Here is a 14,263-nt window from a genome sequence, read left to right on the forward strand (position 1 = left end):
GCGCGGCCGGGCCGGTTCCCCGGCCCGGCCGCGCGCTCAACACACAAGCCCCGCCCCGCGATTGCGGGACGGGGCTTCGTCGGAGCGCCGGGCAGGCCTTGCACCTGCATTTCCCCGCAGGAAGCGGGGCGTCTTTCCTTGGACCACCGACGCGTGCCCGGTCACCGTGTCTCCGGCGACCTGCTCAAGATCCACTATAGCGCATGACGGGACCACGTCGAACCCTTGAGCCTTTTCCATCCCCGGCGTTCGCCGAGCACGCACAATCCGTTGGCCTCGGGGTCGGCGAGGACGACCCACGGTTCGTCGCCGATCCGGCCGACGTCGGTGCGCTTCGCCCCGAGGGCGTGGAGGCGGGCGGCCCCGGCGTCGCGACCGTCCGGGCGGAAGTCGAGGCGCAGAGGGGCTCTTCGTCGTCCCGCGGCCGTCCGCCGCGCCGAAGAGCAGACCGGGGAGGCGGTCCGGCGCCGGTCTGATCTCGAACTCCTCGGCGGATTCCTCGACCACCACCCAGCCGAGCGCTTCGGCGCCCGGCGGCGCCGCGTGCGCGATCACGCCGGCTCGCTGAGCCCGTGGGCCCGCGCCGCCTCCACGGCGGTCGCCCGCTGGGCCGCGAACGTGCGGAAGCGGCGGGTCGCCGGTGTCATCGCGCGGCCCTCGTGCCAGGCCAGACCCACCTGGCGGTGGGCGTTGGCGTCGGCGAGCGGGACCAGCCGTACACCCGACGCCGACGGGGCGCCGCCACCGGCCGGGACCAGGGAGACGCCGAGACCCGCCGCGACCATGGCCATGATGGTCGCCACGTCGTCGGCTTCGGCCGCCACCGACGGGGTCACCGCTGCCCGGTGGAACACCTCGCAGGTCACTTCCCGCAGCCCCAGGGCGCGGCGCATGATGATGACCCGTTCGTCGGCGAGTTCGGCGAGACGCACCCGGGTCCGGTCGGCGAAGCGGTGCCGCTCGGGCACCGCGAGGTGCAGCGGTTCTTCGCCCAGCGGCAGCCAGCCGATGCGGTCGTCCGCCGGGCGCGGCGCCGTGACGGCCGCGTCGACGGCGCCCTCCAGGAGGAGTGACAGGACGTGTTCGGCGGCGTCCTGACGCAGCGTGATACGGGCGCGGGGCGCCTCCTGCCGGTACGCGGTGAGCAGCCCCGGCACGAGCCAGGCGCCCAGCGAGGGCGCGCAGACGAGGGCGAGGGTGTCGTCGGCGGGTTCGGCGAGGGCCGCGATCCGGTCCCGCGCGGTGTCGAGCTCGTCCAGGGCCCGCCGGGCGTGGCGGCGCAGCACCCGGCCCGCGTCGTTCAGCCGCAGTCGGCCGTGTCCGCGGTCGAACAGCTCGCTCCCGGCGCTCTTCTCCAGCCGCCGCAGGGCGCGGGAGAGCGTCGACTGGTCGATGTGCAGGCGGCCGGCCGCCTCCGTCACGTGCTCGGTCTCGGCAAGGACGAGGAACCAGCGCAGGTCGTCGAGATCCACCCTGGAAGTATGCACGCGGCGCATGGCGCCCCCGCGCAACGGTCATTTCCCTTTCCGGGGTCATCGCCGCAGGCTGGAGCCATGTTGACGACGAACGAAGACCTCGGGTCCCGGCACGCGCTCGCGGCGGCCTTCCAGCGCTGCCTGGCGGAGCGCGACTGGGTGACCCTGCGGACCCTGTTCACCGAGGACGCGACCTGGACCCTGCCCGGCGACAACCAGGTGTCGGGGCATGTGGAGGGGGCGGACGCGGTCGTGGAACGGGCCCGCCTCATCGCCGGCTTCGGCCTCCGTTTCGACCTGCTGCACGTCCTGGTCAGCCGGGACAACATGGCCCTGTCGCTGCACAACACCGCGGAGCGGGACGGCGTCGTCCTCGACGAGTACCTGGCCACGGTGTGCCGGCTGCGGGACGGCCGGATCGCCTCCGTGGAGACGTACCTGTCGGATGTGCCCGGCATGAACGCCTTCTTCGCGCAGCGCGATCAGCCATGAGCAGCCGGTGACCTGCCAGGTCGGTCCTGACGGTCCGGATGCGAACCCTGCCGCACACTGCGAGCCTGGATGCGGGGGCGACACAGAGAGGCGGTTGCCCATGTCAGTCATGGACAAGCTGAAGCAGATGCTCAAGGGCCACGAGGACAAGGCCGGCCAGGGCATCGACAAGGCGGGTGACTACGTCGACGGGCGGACGCAGGGCAAGTACTCCGGCCAGGTCGACAGCGCCCAGGACCGACTCAAGGACCAGTTTGGCCGGGACCAGGACCAGCCTCCGCGGCCCTGAACCGCGGACCGGGTCCGGGCCGCGACCTCACCGCCCTGCCCCCGCTTCCCGGGGGCAGGGCACCGGCGTGTCCGGTTTCGCGGCCCCTGCGCGCGATCAGGACGCGGCGAGTTCGGCGTGCCAGACGGGGCTGTCCACGCAGGGGTTGTCGTACCGCTCCGAGGAGGCCGCGGTCTCCGCCGGGTCGGCCTCACCGCGCGCGCCACCCGGCCGAGCAGGCGCAGGTAGTCGAAGCGGCCCATGCCGGGCGTGAAGGTGAACAGCACATCGGCCGGGGGCGGCGGCGAAGGCGTGCGGAAGCACGGCGAGGGCGGGGCAGCGGGCGGCCAGGCCGTGGGGCGTGCTCTTGGCCGTGGGTGCAGCTTGACGGTCGGCGGCCGATTCCGCCGGCCCTCGCCTATTGGTGGAGCCGAGTTGGGCCAACCTCTTCACCGCGGCGCCTCGTACGGGGGGGCGGGCTCTGCCTACCGCCGCCCCCGCACGAGTCACCCGCGTGACGCGGCTTTCTGTGGACGTGGGCGGCTCAGAGGCGGCGGGACACCGCCTTCTGCGCACTTCCCGACATCGAGCGGACCGAGTCGGCCGCGCCGCTCAGCGCCTCCACGGCGTCGTGTCCGGCGTGCCGGGCGGCCTTGCTCCCGGCGACGGCCGCGCCACGGGCGCGGTAGGCGACCGACGGCTTGCCGTGGGTGTCGGCCGCGGCGATCAGGAGGCCGCCGAACAGCGAGAGGTTCTTGGTGAACTGCGTGCGCTGGGCGGCCCGCTTCTCCGGGTCCTCCTCCTTCCACCAGGGGTGCCCGGCCAGAGTCGTCGGCACGAGGGAGGCCGCGAGGGCCAGGGCGGCGACGCGCGGCACCCGCCCGGTCGCCAGCATCAGACCGGCCCCGAGCTGCACTCCGGCGTTGATGCGGACCAGGCGTTCGGGGTCCTCCGGGAGCCAGGGGATGCGCGAGGCCACGGGGAGCGCCACGGGTTCGGCGGCGGGCGCCGCCCCCTTGGCGTCCCGGAGGGTGTTCACGCCTCCGGCGACGAAGGCGGACGCGAGCAACGGGCGTGCGAGTTTCCTGAGAAGAGCCATGCTTGTCGGCTTCCCGCGCCGGCCGCCCTCAGACGCGCTCCCCGCCGCCCTTTCCCACTTTCGCGCGAGCGCTGAGTGGGCCTGTCCCGGGCGGTGGCGGACCGGCGTACGACGCGCCCGCCGCCGCGGATCGTCACGGATGCTGGCCCGGCCCCTGCTCGCCGACGGCGATCCTGCTCGGCGACAGGTCGGTGGGGTCCTCGCCGGCCTCCAGGAGCGTGTCGGCCGGTCCGATGATGAGGGGGTCCGCCTCGCCCACCGCGTCCTTGTCCTTGGACTCGTAGTCCATGAGCAGCAGCAGGTGCCGGATCGCTTCGAGCCTGCCCCGGCGCTTGTCGTTGAACTTGACCACCGTCCACGGCGCGTGCGGGGTGTCCGTGGCCCGGAACATCTCCACCTTGGCCTTGGTGTAGGCGTCCCACAGGTCCAGGGAGGCGAGGTCCGTCGGCGAGAGCTTCCACTGGCGCACCGGGTCCACCTGGCGGATCGCGAAGCGTGTGCGCTGCTCCGCCTGCGAGACGGAGAGCCAGAACTTGATCAGCACGATGCCGTCGTCGGTGAGCATCTTCTCGAACCGCGGCGCCTGTTCCAGGAACTGCTGGTGCTGCTCGGGGGTGCAGAAGCCCATCACGGGCTCGACACCCGCGCGGTTGTACCAGGAGCGGTCGAAGAAGACGATCTCGCCCGCGGAGGGGAGCTGCGCCACGTAGCGCTGGAAGTACCACTGGCCCGCTTCCCGCTCCGTGGGCTTGTCGAGGGCCACGGTGCGCGCGCCGCGCGGGTTGAGGCGTTCGGTGAAACGCTTGATGGTGCCGCCCTTGCCCGCGGCGTCCCTGCCCTCGCAGACGACCACGATGCGCCGGCCCTCCTCGCGGACCGTCTTCTGCAGCTTCAGCATCTCGATCTGCAAGAAGCGCTTCCGGCGTTCGTAGACGCGGCGCCGCAGTTTCTCGCGGTACGGGTAGTTCTCCTGCCATGTCCGCAGGGGCTCGCCCTGTTCGTCGAGCAGCACGGGCCGCTCGGGCCGGGCCTCGTCCACGCTCAGGCCCTCCAGGAGGCGCTCCCCCTCCGCGTCGTCCGACGCCACGTCGTCTCCTCTCGTCGTCTTCACCGCGCCAAGCCGCGGGACCACTGTCTACCCTCATATCAAGCAGCAACTCAGCAGATGTCGCCACAGGCGGCGCTTCAGGCGGTCGTCACGGGGTAGCCGCAGGGCAGACAGCACCATCCGCAACCGTCCCACCGCCACGGCGGTCACAGCCCGGGAGGAAACCATGGCCGGACTGCTCGCACGTCTCAAGGCGTACAGCCGCACACCGCAGGGCCGACGGAACATCGCCACCGCACGCAGGGCGGCGGCCGACCCGCGCAACCGCGCCAAGGCCCGCTCACTGCTCGGCCGGCTGCGCGGCGGCCGTCGCTGAGCGGAGCGGACAAAGGCGGATACGGCGCTGGTCCGGGCCGCCGCCGCGTGCGTACGCGGCGGCGGCCCGGACCAGCTGCCGGAGCGGCGTGATCAGACGAGGTCGAACCGGTCCAGGTTCATGACCTTGTCCCAGGCCGCCACGAAGTCGTGCACGAACTTCTCCTTCGCGTCGTCGCTCGCGTAGACCTCCGCGAGCGCACGCAGCTCGGAGTTGGACCCGAAGACCAGGTCCGCGCGGGTCCCGGTCCACTTCGTCTCGCCCGTGGCCGCGTCCCTGCCCTCGAAGGCGGTCCCGTCCTCCGACGTCGACCGCCACGTCGTACCCAGGTCGAGCAGGTTGACGAAGAAGTCGTTGGTCAGCGTGCCGGGGGCCGTGGTGAAGACCCCGGACGAGGACTGCTGGTAGGTGGCGCCGAGGACGCGCAGGCCGCCGACCAGGACCGTCAGCTCGGGCGCGCTCAGGGTCAGCAGGTTGGCCTTGTCGAGCAGCAGGTACTCGGCGGGCAGCCGGTTGCCCTTGCCGACGTAGTTGCGGAACCCGTCGGCGGCCGGCTCCAGCGCGGCGAAGGACTCCACGTCGGTCTGCTCCTGCGTGGCGTCCGCACGCCCGGGAGTGAACGGCACCGTGATGTCGAAGCCCGCGTCCCTGGCGGCCCGCTCCACGCCCGCGGCCCCGGCCAGGACGATCAGGTCGGCGAGCGAGACCCGCTTGCCGCCGCTCTGGGCCGCGTCGAAGGCCTCCTTGACGCCTTCGAGGGTGCGCAGGACCACCGCGAGCTGGTCCGGCTGGTTGACCTCCCAGCTGCTCTGCGGGTGCAGGCGGATGCGGGCGCCGTTGGCCCCGCCGCGCTTGTCGCTGCCGCGGAAGGACGAGGCCGAGGCCCACGCCGTGGACACGAGCTGGGAGACCGTGAGGTCCGAGGCGAGGACGCGCTCCTTGAGGGCGGCGATGTCCTGCTCGTCGATGAGTTCGTGCGTGACCTCGGGCAGCGGGTCCTGCCACACCAGCGTCTCCGCGGGGACCTCCGGGCCGAGGTAGCGGGCGACGGGGCCCATGTCGCGGTGGGTCAGTTTGAACCAGGCGCGCGCGAAGGCGTCGGCGAACGCGTCGGGGTTCTCCAGGAAGCGCCGCGAGATCTGCTCGTAGGCCGGGTCGAACCGGAGCGAGAGGTCGGTCGTCAGCATCGTCGGGGCGTGGGTCTTCGCCTCGTCGTGCGCGTCGGGGACGGTGCCCGCGCCCGCGCCGTCCTTGGGACGCCACTGGTGCGCGCCCGCGGGGCTCTGGAACAGCTCCCACTCGTAGCCGAAGAGGATCTCGAAGAAGCTGTTGTCCCAGGTGGTGGGGGTGTTCGTCCAGATGCCCTCAAGGCCGCTCGTGATCGTGTCGGCGCCCTTGCCCGTGCCGTGCGTGCTCTTCCAGCCCAGGCCCTGCTGCTCCATGGGGGCGGCCTCGGGGTCGGGGCCGACGCTGTCGGCCGGTCCCGCGCCATGGGTCTTGCCGAAGGTGTGGCCGCCGGCGATCAGGGCGACCGTCTCCTCGTCGTTCATCGCCATGCGGCGGAACGTCTCCCGGATGTCGCGGGCCGCCGCGATGGGGTCCGGGTTGCCGTTGGGGCCCTCGGGGTTGACGTAGATCAGGCCCATCTGGACCGCGCCGAGCGGGTTCTCCAGCTCGCGGTCACCGGTGTAGCGCTGGTCGTCGAGCCAGTTGGTCTCCGGGCCCCAGTACACGTCCTCGTCCGGCTCCCAGACGTCTTCGCGGCCACCGGCGAAGCCGAAGGTCTTGCAGCCCATCGACTCCAGCGCCACGTTGCCGGTGAGGACGAGCAGGTCGGCCCAGGACAGGCTCTGGCCGTACTTCTTCTTGACCGGCCACAGCAGGCGGCGGGCCTTGTCCAGGCTCGCGTTGTCCGGCCAGCTGTTGAGGGGGGCGAAGCGCTGCTGCCCCGCGCCCGCGCCGCCGCGGCCGTCGCTGATGCGGTACGTGCCCGCGCTGTGCCAGGCCATGCGGATCATGAACGGGCCGTAGTGGCCGAAGTCGGCGGGCCACCAGTCCTGCGAGGTCGTGAGCACCTCGGCGATGTCCCGCTTCACCGCGGGGAGGTCGAGGGCCTTGAACGCCTCGGCGTAGTCGAAGTCCTCACCGAGGGGGTTGGCCACGGCCGGGTTCTTGGCGAGGATCTTGAGGTTCAGCCTCTCCGGCCACCACTGGCGGTTGCCGCCGCCCTGCGTCGGGTGCGGGGCGCGCGTGTGGGCCACCGGGCAGCCGCCCGTCTCCTCCGGCTTCGGGTCGGTGACGATCGCGTCGTGGTTCTCGGTCATGAGGATCCTTCCGGACGGGGCAGATCGCACTGCTGGGAGAAGAGGGGCGGGTGAGAACGGGGCGCGGGCGATGGTGTCCCCGCTGTCGTCCCACCCCTTGGCCACTGACCGGAACCGATCCTACGATGGACCCGATCCAAGTCAATACAGCTCACAGAACCGTACGAACTCTCCGACGCACGACGACAGTTGGGCTGGTGGGCATGAGTGACCTGCTGGGACGGCTCCGCTCACGCGGCTGGCGCATGACCGCTCAGCGACGGGCGGTCGCCGAGGTGCTCGACGGCGAACACGTCCACCTCACCGCGGACGAGGTCCTCGCGCGGGCCGCCGTCCGCCTCCCGGAGATCTCCCGCGCCACCGTCTACAACACCCTCGGCGAACTGGTCGCGCTCGGCGAGGTGAACGAGGTCGCCACCACAGGCCGCGCCATGCGCTACGACCCCAACGCCCACCGGCCGCACCAGCATCTGGCGTGCACGGGCTGCGGCATCCTCCGGGACGTCCACCCGGCCGGTGACCCCCTGGCCGCCCTGCCCGAGGGCGAACGCTTCGGCTACCGCGTCCGCGAGGCGGAGATCACGTACTGGGGCCTCTGCCCCGACTGCGCCCGCACATGAGAACGCGGCCTTCGAACCATCGGTTCGAAGGCCGCGGAAAGCGGAAAAGGGGGAGTCGGCGGCGTCAGTGGCCCGAGCGGCTGTAATGGCCGCCGAGCTGATCGCGGTAGGCCGGGTCGCCCAAGTGCTTGTCCTTGTCGAATTCCGGGGCGCCCTTGATCTGTTCCTTGGTGCACGCCACCAGAATGCGCCGCTCCTTGTTGTCGATGGCGGTGACCGTACCGGCCGGCAGCATCACCTGCTTACCGAAGATCCACACGCCGATGTCGACGACGAGGTACTGATCGGCCACTACGTTGGAGTGCTTGTCGACCTTTCCGATGACACCGTCCTCGGCCTCGACCTTGTAACCCGTCAGATCGTCGTCCGCGCTGTGCCCGACGGTCGGAACGTAATTCCACACGTCATTGCTCATCAACAACTCCTCGTTCACATCCCCGCGTGTTCCTGCGCGGTTCAGGTGCCCTGCCCGGCGGCAGACAAACAGCAGGCGCGTCCGGCGGGCCGCGCGTAGCATCGCCGGCGATGACGACGACCGACGACAGCATCAGCCCCTTCCGCATCGACGTCCCGCGGCGGGCACTGGACGATCTGCGCACGCGCCTCGATCTGACCCGCTGGCCCGACGAACTGCCGGGCGTCGGCTGGGCCTACGGTGTTCCGCGCGCGTACCTGCAGGAGCTGGTCCGCCACTGGCGGCACACGTACGACTGGCGGGCCGCCGAGGCACGGCTCAACGAGTGGTCGCAGTTCACCACCACCATCGACGGGGCGAACGTCCACTTCGCCCACCTGCGCTCGCCCGAACCCGGCGCCACCCCCCTGCTCATGACGCACGGCTGGCCCGGCTCGTTCGTGGAGTTCACCGAGGTCGCGGGGCCCCTCACCGATCCGCGCGCACACGGCGGCGACCCCGACGACGCCTTCCACCTGGTGCTCCCGAGCATCCCGGGATTCGGCTTCTCCGGGCCGACCGCGGACACGGGCTGGGAGTTCAAGCGGGTGGCGCACGCCTTCGCCGTGCTGATGGAGCGCCTGGGGTACGAGCGCTACGGGGTGCAGGGCGGCGACTGGGGCGCGGCGATCTCGCGGGAACTCGGCCGCATCCGCCCGGAGCAGGTCGTCGGCGTCCATCTGAACCTGATCCCCGGCGCGGGCGCGTCGCGGGAACCCTCCGAGGAGGAGCTGGAGCGGTTGAGCCCCGCCGAGCGCGCGCGGACGCTCGCCTCGTGGGAGCGCATGCGCGAGTGGACCCGCGAGCGTCAGGGGTACGCCGACATCCAGTCCACCCGGCCGCAGACCCTCGCCTACGCCCTGACCGACTCACCGGTGGGCCAACTGGCTTGGATCAGCGAGAAGTTCATGGAGTGGTCCGACTCCGGGGGCCGCCCCGAAGGGGCCGTCGACCGCGACCACATGCTCACCAACGTGATGCTGTACTGGCTGACGGGCACGGCCGGCTCCTCCGCCCGCATCTACTACGAGCGCGCGCACGCCGCCCGCGCGGGCGCTCCCCCGGAGTCGAGCACCGCGCCGACGGCACTGGCGGACTTCCCGCGGGACAACTTCATCCCGCTGCGGCACATCGCCGAGCGTACGAACAACATCGTGCGGTGGACGTCCTTCGACCGCGGCGGCCACTTCCCCGCCATGGAGGTGCCGGAGCTGCTGACCGGCGACATCAGGGCCTTCTTCCGGTCACTGCCGCCGGGGCCTGCCGCCGGGCCGACACCAGCGTCTTCGTCCGGTCACTGACAGAACGGGCCCCGCCGAAGGCAGGGCCCGAGCCGAGGACGGAAGGTGACCGTCAGGCGGCCAGGAGCGAATCGTCCTGCGACGTCACACCGGCGAGGAGGGCCTTGGCCGCGGCGAGCGCGGCCTCGGGGGTCCGAGTACCCGTGGACACGCACAGGGTGTACGACACGTCCTCAAGACGCCGACGGACGTCGGCCGAGTCCTCGCGGGCCTGCAGATCTCGCAGCTCCGCATGGGTCTCGAGCAGGTTGTACAGGAACGTGGGGTGAGGCCTGAGCACGGGTGCTCCTTCCGTCTGATGCGAAGAATCGCTGGTCTGGCGCGGTATCGCCGCCTCCGGTTCGAGCTGTCGACCATTGGCTGCACCCTTGTGCCCGCTCCGGCGGTCGATATTCACCGGGGGCGGGCCGGATTCATGCAGATGTCGTGGAACGGCCCCGGCGGCCCGTGCTCCGGCCCGTGCAAAAGAAGGCCGCGGCCACCGCCGAGAACGGAGTTCCACGCTTGTTCAGCGTACTCCGGACGGTCCCACGGCGCGCTGCGAGCGGCCCCGCCCCTTTCCCTTTACCGTCGGCGCGGAGAGCGTGCGGAGCCGGGCGAGAGCGCGCCGATGTTTTCACCGGCATTCACCGGGCAATCGGTCAGCGACGGCCTATGCAGGCAGTAGGTCAAAAGGAATCAGCAAGGAATCAGCAGCGAGCCAGGATTGTACGGAGGTCCAGACATGCTGAAGGCCATCGCCGACGTTTTCCGAGCCATCGGCGGCGCCATCGCCACCGTCGTCACGCTGCCGTTCCGCGCGGTCGCGCGGCTCTTCGGCGGCGCGTCCGACACGGCCCACGGCCATCACTGACCCCCGTGCCGCGCCACCACCCACCACCGCGCCGGATCTCCCGGCCCAGACCGCGAACGGCGTTCACCGGGACGTCCCGCTCCACCGCTGCGGCGGACCCACCAGGGTCCGCCGCAGCGGTGCGTTCAGGGGCCCCTTCGGTTTCCTGCGCCCCCTCGGAGCGCACCGTGCTTCCGTCAACCCACCGTGTGGTGCGCGATGACACTTTCGTGCGTCACGGTGCGCTCGCCCGGGCGGTCACGGCGTGTCGCCGGACCAGTCCCAGCGGCGCGGGTCGCTCGCGCGCGGGCCGTACATCGCCCGGCCACCGGCGCCGTGCCGGCCGAGCTCGGTGCGCAGGGCGGCGCCGGCGCCCGCCTCCTGGCGCGTCATGTCGGTGATGTCGAGCAACAGGCCGTCCAGCGGCCCGCCGACCAGCTCGGCATAGCGCCGCCCGGGTCTCGGGCCGGGGCGGGGGTCGTCGTGGTCCTGGCCGTACACGCGGCCTCGCAGCAGCTGCTCGTCGTTGCTGTCCATGCGGGTCAGCCTCGCATCCGCCACTGACAACTCCCCCTCGACGGGGGCGGGCCTGCCCGCGCCGCGCGGGGACCGGGCACGGGAGGCGCGGGCGGCGGGCGTCCCCACGCCGCCCATGGCCTCGGGTCAGGCGCTGGCGTGACTGCGGCCGTCGGCCTCCGACGTGCGGTCGGCCTCGTCGTGGACCAGCAGGGCGAGGAGCGAGGCCACGGCCAGGCCGGACTCGGCCGGGTGCCGCAGGACCTTGCTCGGATCGATGCGGTAGGTGTTCGTGCGCCCTTCGCGGGTGTGGGAGAGGTAACCATCCTGCTCCAGGTCGACGATGATCTTCTGTACGGCGCGCTCGGTGAGTCTGCAGTGGGCGGCGATGTCGCGGATGCGGGCGTTGTGGTTGTCGGCGATCGCCGCCAACACCCGCGCGTGGTTGGTGAGGAACGTCCATCCGGTGTGGGGCTCGGGCACTTCATCCATGGATCCAACCCTAGCGACCCCGGTTACACGATTCCAAAAACACGTACTACCTTTCATGCATTAGTTGACGTGCTTGGGCTGCGGCAGGCAGCCTTGTAGCGGCGGTAGGCAAGACGAGAGGGAGAGGCCATGCCCGAGCCTGCACACTCCGAGCAGCCCCTCACCGGGGACGGCTCCGACGGCGCCGAGGAAGGGCGGGACAGTCGCCCGCCCCTGCCCGCGATGCCGCTGCCGGCCACCCTCGACACCGTGCCGGACGGTGCCCGGGTGGGGGTCATCGTGCGCGGCGAACTCGACCTCGACGCCTGTCAGCGCCTCCGGCCCGACATGCTGCACGCCCTGAGCCGCTCGGCGGAGGGGCTGGACCTGTACCTGAGCGAGGTGGCCTTCTGCGACTGCTCGGGCGTGAACCTCCTGCTCGCCCTGCGCCGCCTCGCGCTGCGGTACGGCAAGACCGTCCTCCTGCGCACCACGAGCCCCGCCGTCGAGCGCGTGCTGGATCTGACGGCCACGCACGCCCTGTTCGAGCCCCACATGTCCGAGGACCCCGCACGGGACGGCTTCGAGGACGGGGCCGCGCCCGGCGTCGCCGGAGGTGACGCGCACGCGGGCGGGACGACCGAGCAGGAGCTGCGGACCATCGTGTCCCAGCTGCAACGGGCCATGCGGACCCGGCCGACCATCGACCTGGCGCGCGGCATCCTGATGTCCGCCTTCACGCTGAGCCCGGAGGCGGCCTGGGAGGTCCTCGTCACGGCATCGCAGAACACCAACACCAAGCTCCACCGGCTGGCCGGGCACCTGGTCGACACCGTCACGGGCGACCAGCTGCCGCCGGCCGTGCGGCAGCAGCTCGCGAACGCGGTCGCCCAGGCCGACAAGGCGCGTGCGACGCCCCCGACGGAGGGCTCGACGGCGGGTCCGCCCGCCGCGGCGGCCGAGCCCTCCGTCCCGCGCCCCTCCCCGGAGCGCCCCGTGAACCGCTGACGCCTACGCGGCCCCGGCGATCTCGTCGAGGTCGACGGTCTCGCCGGGCGCGGGCTTTGCCGGGTTCACCGCCTTGCCGTAGTCGCTGAACGTGGCGGTGTTCGGCGTCTTCCCGCCCTCGGCGGAGCTGCGCAGGATGTACGGCTCGCCCTCGGTGGCCACGTAGAGCGTCAGCTTCTCGCCGCCCGCCTTCTCCTTGGTGAGCTTGATGGCCTCCTGGCCGCCCACCGTGGTGGTCCCGCCCTTCTTCATGCCCTTGCGGTCGGACTTGTTCTCGTCCATCGCCGCGATGAGCTTCTGCTTGTCGCACAGACCCTCGTCGGCGTTCTGGCCCGCGGGCACCTTCGCCCACTTGTCCTTGAGCTTCGGAATCGCCTTCTCGGCGCCCTGCTGTCCCTTGAAAGCGGTCTTCCAGTAGGCCTCGTCACCGCGCATGTAGAAATCCTGGCCGATCTGCCGCACGTCCGCCCGCGCGTTCTGCATGCGGACCGTGCCGTCGCAGTTCTTCTTCTTGTCCACCGCGAGATCGACGGTCATCGTCTGTCCGCCGGACTGCCGCGTGTCGCCCTTCATGCGCAGGGACTCGGCCTTCTTCGTGGCCGCGACCGCCTTTTCCGCGATCTGGTCCGCGCTCTGCCCGGAGAACGGCTTGTCCGAGCCGCCCTTTCCGTCTCCGTCGTCACCGCATCCCGCGAGAAGCGCCCCGGAGATCCCGACAACCGTCATCGCCGCCAGCATCCTGTTTCCACGCACTGTGAACGCCACCCTCCCCTGGAACGCGCGACCGCGTTCCGTTCGTCGGCGCGGCTTCGGTATCAGCCGCCGCTGGATCTGCCGGTTACCCCCAAATGCCGTTTCTGCACAGCCGATTGACTTTTCCCGCCGGCGGATACGGCACCCGGGGATTACGTCCGCGTGCGGGTGGCGGGGACCGGTGTCATCCGGTAGCCGGCGCCGTCGGCGATCACGCGGCCCGCGGTCGGCGGTGCGAAGTGGGTGCCGATGACGAGGGTGTCGGCGCCGGCGAGCGAGGCGAGGAGCCCGCGCCGGGTGGCCTCGGACCGCGCGGGGTCGATGTCGACGCACGAGCCGATGCCGGGGTGGGCGAACTGCACGGGGTGGTGGACGCAGTCGCCCGTGATCAGCGCGGTCCGCCCCCGCGACGACAGCTCGACGGCGACGTGACCGGGGGTGTGCCCCGGCGTGGGCAGCAGCCGCACCCCCGCGGCGACCTCCACGCCGTCCTCCGGGACGTCGACGAGGTCGAGCAGGCCGGCCTCCTCCACCGGGACGACGGAGTCGGCGAACATCTGCCGCCGCGCCTCGTCCAGCTCCCGCCCGGCCCAGAACGCCCGCTCGACGCGGGAGGTGAGGTGCCGGGCGTTGCGGAAGGTCGGCACCCACGAGCCCTCGACGAGGCGGGTGTTCCAGCCGACGTGGTCGGTGTGCAGGTGGGTGAGGAGCACCAGGTCGACGTCGTCCGGCGAGAAGCCCGCGGCGGCGAGGTTGTCCAGGTACGCCGTGTCGAGGCCGTGCCAGGCCGGGTTCGCCCGTGTCTTGCCGTTGCCGATGCCGGTGTCGACGAGGAGGCGCGTGCCGTCCTCGGTCTCGACCGCGAAGCTCTGGCTGTGGGCGCGCAGGACGCCGTCGCGTCCGGCGAAGTCGGGGTGCAGCCACTCCTGCCGGCCCACCACCTCTTCGGTCGCGTCGGGCAGCAGCCAGCGGCCGGTCTCCGGAGGCAGCGCGATCTCCTCGACGCGGTGCACGGTGATGCCGCCCACGGTCCATGCGTGCGGAGACAGGGGCGTGGTGGAGGCGGGAGAGGGGGGTGCGGTGGAGGCGATTCGTGTGGTCATGAGTTCTCCGTGTCTTCAGAGGACGACTCTTAACGCAATGGGTTTGCGTTTATGGACGGTAGATCGTAGCGTCCCTTAACGCAACTGCTTGGCGTTTACGCGTCGCCGAGTCCTCACGTTGAC

General features: G+C 71.5%; 17 protein-coding genes and 2 pseudogenes. 7 read left to right on the plus strand and 12 right to left on the minus strand.

Annotated features, from left to right (window positions below; genetic code table 11):
* Nucleotides 1-194: 194 nt before the first annotated feature.
* Nucleotides 195-470 (minus strand): annotated as a pseudogene (locus DCW30_RS36495) (VOC family protein); the annotation flags it as partial.
* A gap of 81 nt (nucleotides 471-551) precedes the next feature.
* Nucleotides 552-1,472, minus strand: a complete 921-nt coding sequence (locus DCW30_RS03025; RefSeq protein WP_076688422.1) for a LysR family transcriptional regulator — start codon at nucleotides 1,470-1,472, stop codon at nucleotides 552-554.
* Nucleotides 1,473-1,553: 81 nt separating this feature from the next.
* Here DCW30_RS03025 and DCW30_RS03030 point away from each other — a divergent pair, with 81 nt between their 5' ends.
* Both DCW30_RS03030 and DCW30_RS03035 read left to right on the plus strand, forming a co-directional pair.
* On the plus strand, nucleotides 1,554-1,967 hold the full coding sequence (locus DCW30_RS03030; protein WP_103557341.1) for a nuclear transport factor 2 family protein: 414 nt from the start codon (nucleotides 1,554-1,556) through the stop codon (nucleotides 1,965-1,967).
* Between the two features lie 100 nt (nucleotides 1,968-2,067).
* Nucleotides 2,068-2,256 carry an antitoxin gene (locus tag DCW30_RS03035; RefSeq protein ID WP_062777902.1) on the plus strand — a complete coding sequence of 63 codons (189 nt, stop codon included), beginning with the start codon at nucleotides 2,068-2,070 and terminating at the stop codon, nucleotides 2,254-2,256.
* Between the two features lie 96 nt (nucleotides 2,257-2,352).
* On the opposite strand, the pseudogene DCW30_RS37215 reads toward DCW30_RS03035, so the two are convergent.
* From DCW30_RS37215 to ppk2, 3 genes and pseudogenes are all read right to left on the minus strand, one after another.
* Nucleotides 2,353-2,553: pseudogene (locus DCW30_RS37215) on the minus strand (cupin domain-containing protein); the annotation flags it as partial.
* 226 nt (nucleotides 2,554-2,779) lie between these two features.
* Nucleotides 2,780-3,334, minus strand: a complete 555-nt coding sequence (locus DCW30_RS03045) for a DoxX family protein (RefSeq protein ID WP_076682290.1) — start codon at nucleotides 3,332-3,334, stop codon at nucleotides 2,780-2,782.
* Nucleotides 3,335-3,467: 133 nt separating this feature from the next.
* Entirely contained in the window at nucleotides 3,468-4,445 is a 978-nt protein-coding gene (gene ppk2, locus DCW30_RS03050; RefSeq protein ID WP_062777898.1) for a polyphosphate kinase 2, read from the minus strand.
* A 163-nt stretch (nucleotides 4,446-4,608) separates the two neighbouring features.
* Between ppk2 and DCW30_RS36500 the strand changes: the two genes are divergently transcribed.
* The gene (locus DCW30_RS36500) at nucleotides 4,609-4,758 is read left to right on the plus strand and encodes a hypothetical protein (RefSeq protein WP_162933531.1); all 150 of its coding nucleotides are present in this window, start codon (nucleotides 4,609-4,611) and stop codon (nucleotides 4,756-4,758) included.
* Nucleotides 4,759-4,850: 92 nt separating this feature from the next.
* Here the strand turns inward: DCW30_RS36500 and katG are convergent, their stop codons facing one another.
* Nucleotides 4,851-7,082 carry a catalase/peroxidase HPI gene (katG, locus tag DCW30_RS03055; protein WP_076682292.1) on the minus strand — a complete coding sequence of 744 codons (2,232 nt, stop codon included), beginning with the start codon at nucleotides 7,080-7,082 and terminating at the stop codon, nucleotides 4,851-4,853.
* A gap of 203 nt (nucleotides 7,083-7,285) precedes the next feature.
* Here katG and DCW30_RS03060 point away from each other — a divergent pair, with 203 nt between their 5' ends.
* Nucleotides 7,286-7,702 carry a Fur family transcriptional regulator gene (locus tag DCW30_RS03060; protein ID WP_076688426.1) on the plus strand — a complete coding sequence of 139 codons (417 nt, stop codon included), beginning with the start codon at nucleotides 7,286-7,288 and terminating at the stop codon, nucleotides 7,700-7,702.
* A gap of 64 nt (nucleotides 7,703-7,766) precedes the next feature.
* Here DCW30_RS03060 and DCW30_RS03065 read toward each other — a convergent pair whose 3' ends face one another.
* On the minus strand, nucleotides 7,767-8,117 hold the full coding sequence (locus DCW30_RS03065) for a PRC domain containing protein (protein WP_076682294.1): 351 nt from the start codon (nucleotides 8,115-8,117) through the stop codon (nucleotides 7,767-7,769).
* Nucleotides 8,118-8,227: 110 nt separating this feature from the next.
* Here DCW30_RS03065 and DCW30_RS03070 point away from each other — a divergent pair, with 110 nt between their 5' ends.
* Nucleotides 8,228-9,457, plus strand: coding sequence for an epoxide hydrolase family protein (locus tag DCW30_RS03070; RefSeq protein WP_076682297.1), 1,230 nt, complete (start codon nucleotides 8,228-8,230; stop codon nucleotides 9,455-9,457).
* Nucleotides 9,458-9,509: 52 nt separating this feature from the next.
* Here DCW30_RS03070 and DCW30_RS03075 read toward each other — a convergent pair whose 3' ends face one another.
* Nucleotides 9,510-9,737, minus strand: coding sequence for a DUF5133 domain-containing protein (locus DCW30_RS03075; protein WP_076682299.1), 228 nt, complete (start codon nucleotides 9,735-9,737; stop codon nucleotides 9,510-9,512).
* A 444-nt stretch (nucleotides 9,738-10,181) separates the two neighbouring features.
* Here DCW30_RS03075 and DCW30_RS37865 point away from each other — a divergent pair, with 444 nt between their 5' ends.
* Nucleotides 10,182-10,310 carry an LPFR motif small protein gene (locus DCW30_RS37865; RefSeq protein WP_252102819.1) on the plus strand — a complete coding sequence of 43 codons (129 nt, stop codon included), beginning with the start codon at nucleotides 10,182-10,184 and terminating at the stop codon, nucleotides 10,308-10,310.
* A gap of 237 nt (nucleotides 10,311-10,547) precedes the next feature.
* Here DCW30_RS37865 and DCW30_RS03080 read toward each other — a convergent pair whose 3' ends face one another.
* A complete protein-coding gene (locus DCW30_RS03080) occupies nucleotides 10,548-10,826 on the minus strand; it encodes a hypothetical protein (protein ID WP_062777886.1) in 279 nt (92 codons plus the stop codon).
* Nucleotides 10,827-10,952: 126 nt separating this feature from the next.
* Nucleotides 10,953-11,297: a helix-turn-helix transcriptional regulator gene (locus tag DCW30_RS03085; protein ID WP_062777884.1), complete on the minus strand. Its 345-nt coding sequence runs from the start codon at nucleotides 11,295-11,297 to the stop codon at nucleotides 10,953-10,955.
* Nucleotides 11,298-11,426: 129 nt separating this feature from the next.
* On the opposite strand from DCW30_RS03085, the gene DCW30_RS03090 reads away from it, so the two are divergent.
* Nucleotides 11,427-12,284 carry an ANTAR domain-containing protein gene (locus tag DCW30_RS03090; protein WP_076682301.1) on the plus strand — a complete coding sequence of 286 codons (858 nt, stop codon included), beginning with the start codon at nucleotides 11,427-11,429 and terminating at the stop codon, nucleotides 12,282-12,284.
* Between the two features lie 3 nt (nucleotides 12,285-12,287).
* On the opposite strand, the gene DCW30_RS03095 is transcribed toward DCW30_RS03090, so the two are convergent.
* Nucleotides 12,288-13,010, minus strand: coding sequence for a hypothetical protein (locus DCW30_RS03095; RefSeq protein WP_237283299.1), 723 nt, complete (start codon nucleotides 13,008-13,010; stop codon nucleotides 12,288-12,290).
* Between the two features lie 179 nt (nucleotides 13,011-13,189).
* The gene (locus tag DCW30_RS03100) at nucleotides 13,190-14,140 is read right to left on the minus strand and encodes an MBL fold metallo-hydrolase (RefSeq protein WP_076682305.1); all 951 of its coding nucleotides are present in this window, start codon (nucleotides 14,138-14,140) and stop codon (nucleotides 13,190-13,192) included.
* Nucleotides 14,141-14,263: the final 123 nt, after the last annotated feature.

Source organism: Streptomyces alfalfae, from assembly GCF_004127445.1.
In the GTDB taxonomy this organism is placed as follows: Bacteria; Actinomycetota; Actinomycetes; order Streptomycetales; family Streptomycetaceae; genus Streptomyces; species Streptomyces alfalfae.

Bases quoted from the DNA above. Each gene is read 5' to 3' on its own strand.
- DCW30_RS03045 (WP_076682290.1), bottom strand. From the start codon at position 3,334: ATGGCTCTTCTCAGGAAACTCGCACGCCCGTTGCTCGCGTCCGCCTTC.
- DCW30_RS03070 (WP_076682297.1), top strand. From the start codon at position 8,228: ATGACGACGACCGACGACAGCATCAGCCCCTTCCGCATCGACGTCCCG.
- DCW30_RS03060 (WP_076688426.1), top strand. From the start codon at position 7,286: ATGAGTGACCTGCTGGGACGGCTCCGCTCACGCGGCTGGCGCATGACC.
- DCW30_RS03100 (WP_076682305.1), bottom strand. From the start codon at position 14,140: ATGACCACACGAATCGCCTCCACCGCACCCCCCTCTCCCGCCTCCACC.
- DCW30_RS03030 (WP_103557341.1), top strand. From the start codon at position 1,554: ATGTTGACGACGAACGAAGACCTCGGGTCCCGGCACGCGCTCGCGGCG.
- DCW30_RS03090 (WP_076682301.1), top strand. From the start codon at position 11,427: ATGCCCGAGCCTGCACACTCCGAGCAGCCCCTCACCGGGGACGGCTCC.
- DCW30_RS37865 (WP_252102819.1), top strand. From the start codon at position 10,182: ATGCTGAAGGCCATCGCCGACGTTTTCCGAGCCATCGGCGGCGCCATC.
- DCW30_RS03095 (WP_237283299.1), bottom strand. From the start codon at position 13,010: ATGACGGTTGTCGGGATCTCCGGGGCGCTTCTCGCGGGATGCGGTGAC.
- DCW30_RS03085 (WP_062777884.1), bottom strand. From the start codon at position 11,297: ATGGATGAAGTGCCCGAGCCCCACACCGGATGGACGTTCCTCACCAAC.
- DCW30_RS36500 (WP_162933531.1), top strand. From the start codon at position 4,609: ATGGCCGGACTGCTCGCACGTCTCAAGGCGTACAGCCGCACACCGCAG.
- DCW30_RS03035 (WP_062777902.1), top strand. From the start codon at position 2,068: ATGTCAGTCATGGACAAGCTGAAGCAGATGCTCAAGGGCCACGAGGAC.
- DCW30_RS03080 (WP_062777886.1), bottom strand. From the start codon at position 10,826: ATGGACAGCAACGACGAGCAGCTGCTGCGAGGCCGCGTGTACGGCCAG.
- katG (WP_076682292.1), bottom strand. From the start codon at position 7,082: ATGACCGAGAACCACGACGCGATCGTCACCGACCCGAAGCCGGAGGAG.
- DCW30_RS03065 (WP_076682294.1), bottom strand. From the start codon at position 8,117: ATGAGCAATGACGTGTGGAATTACGTTCCGACCGTCGGGCACAGCGCG.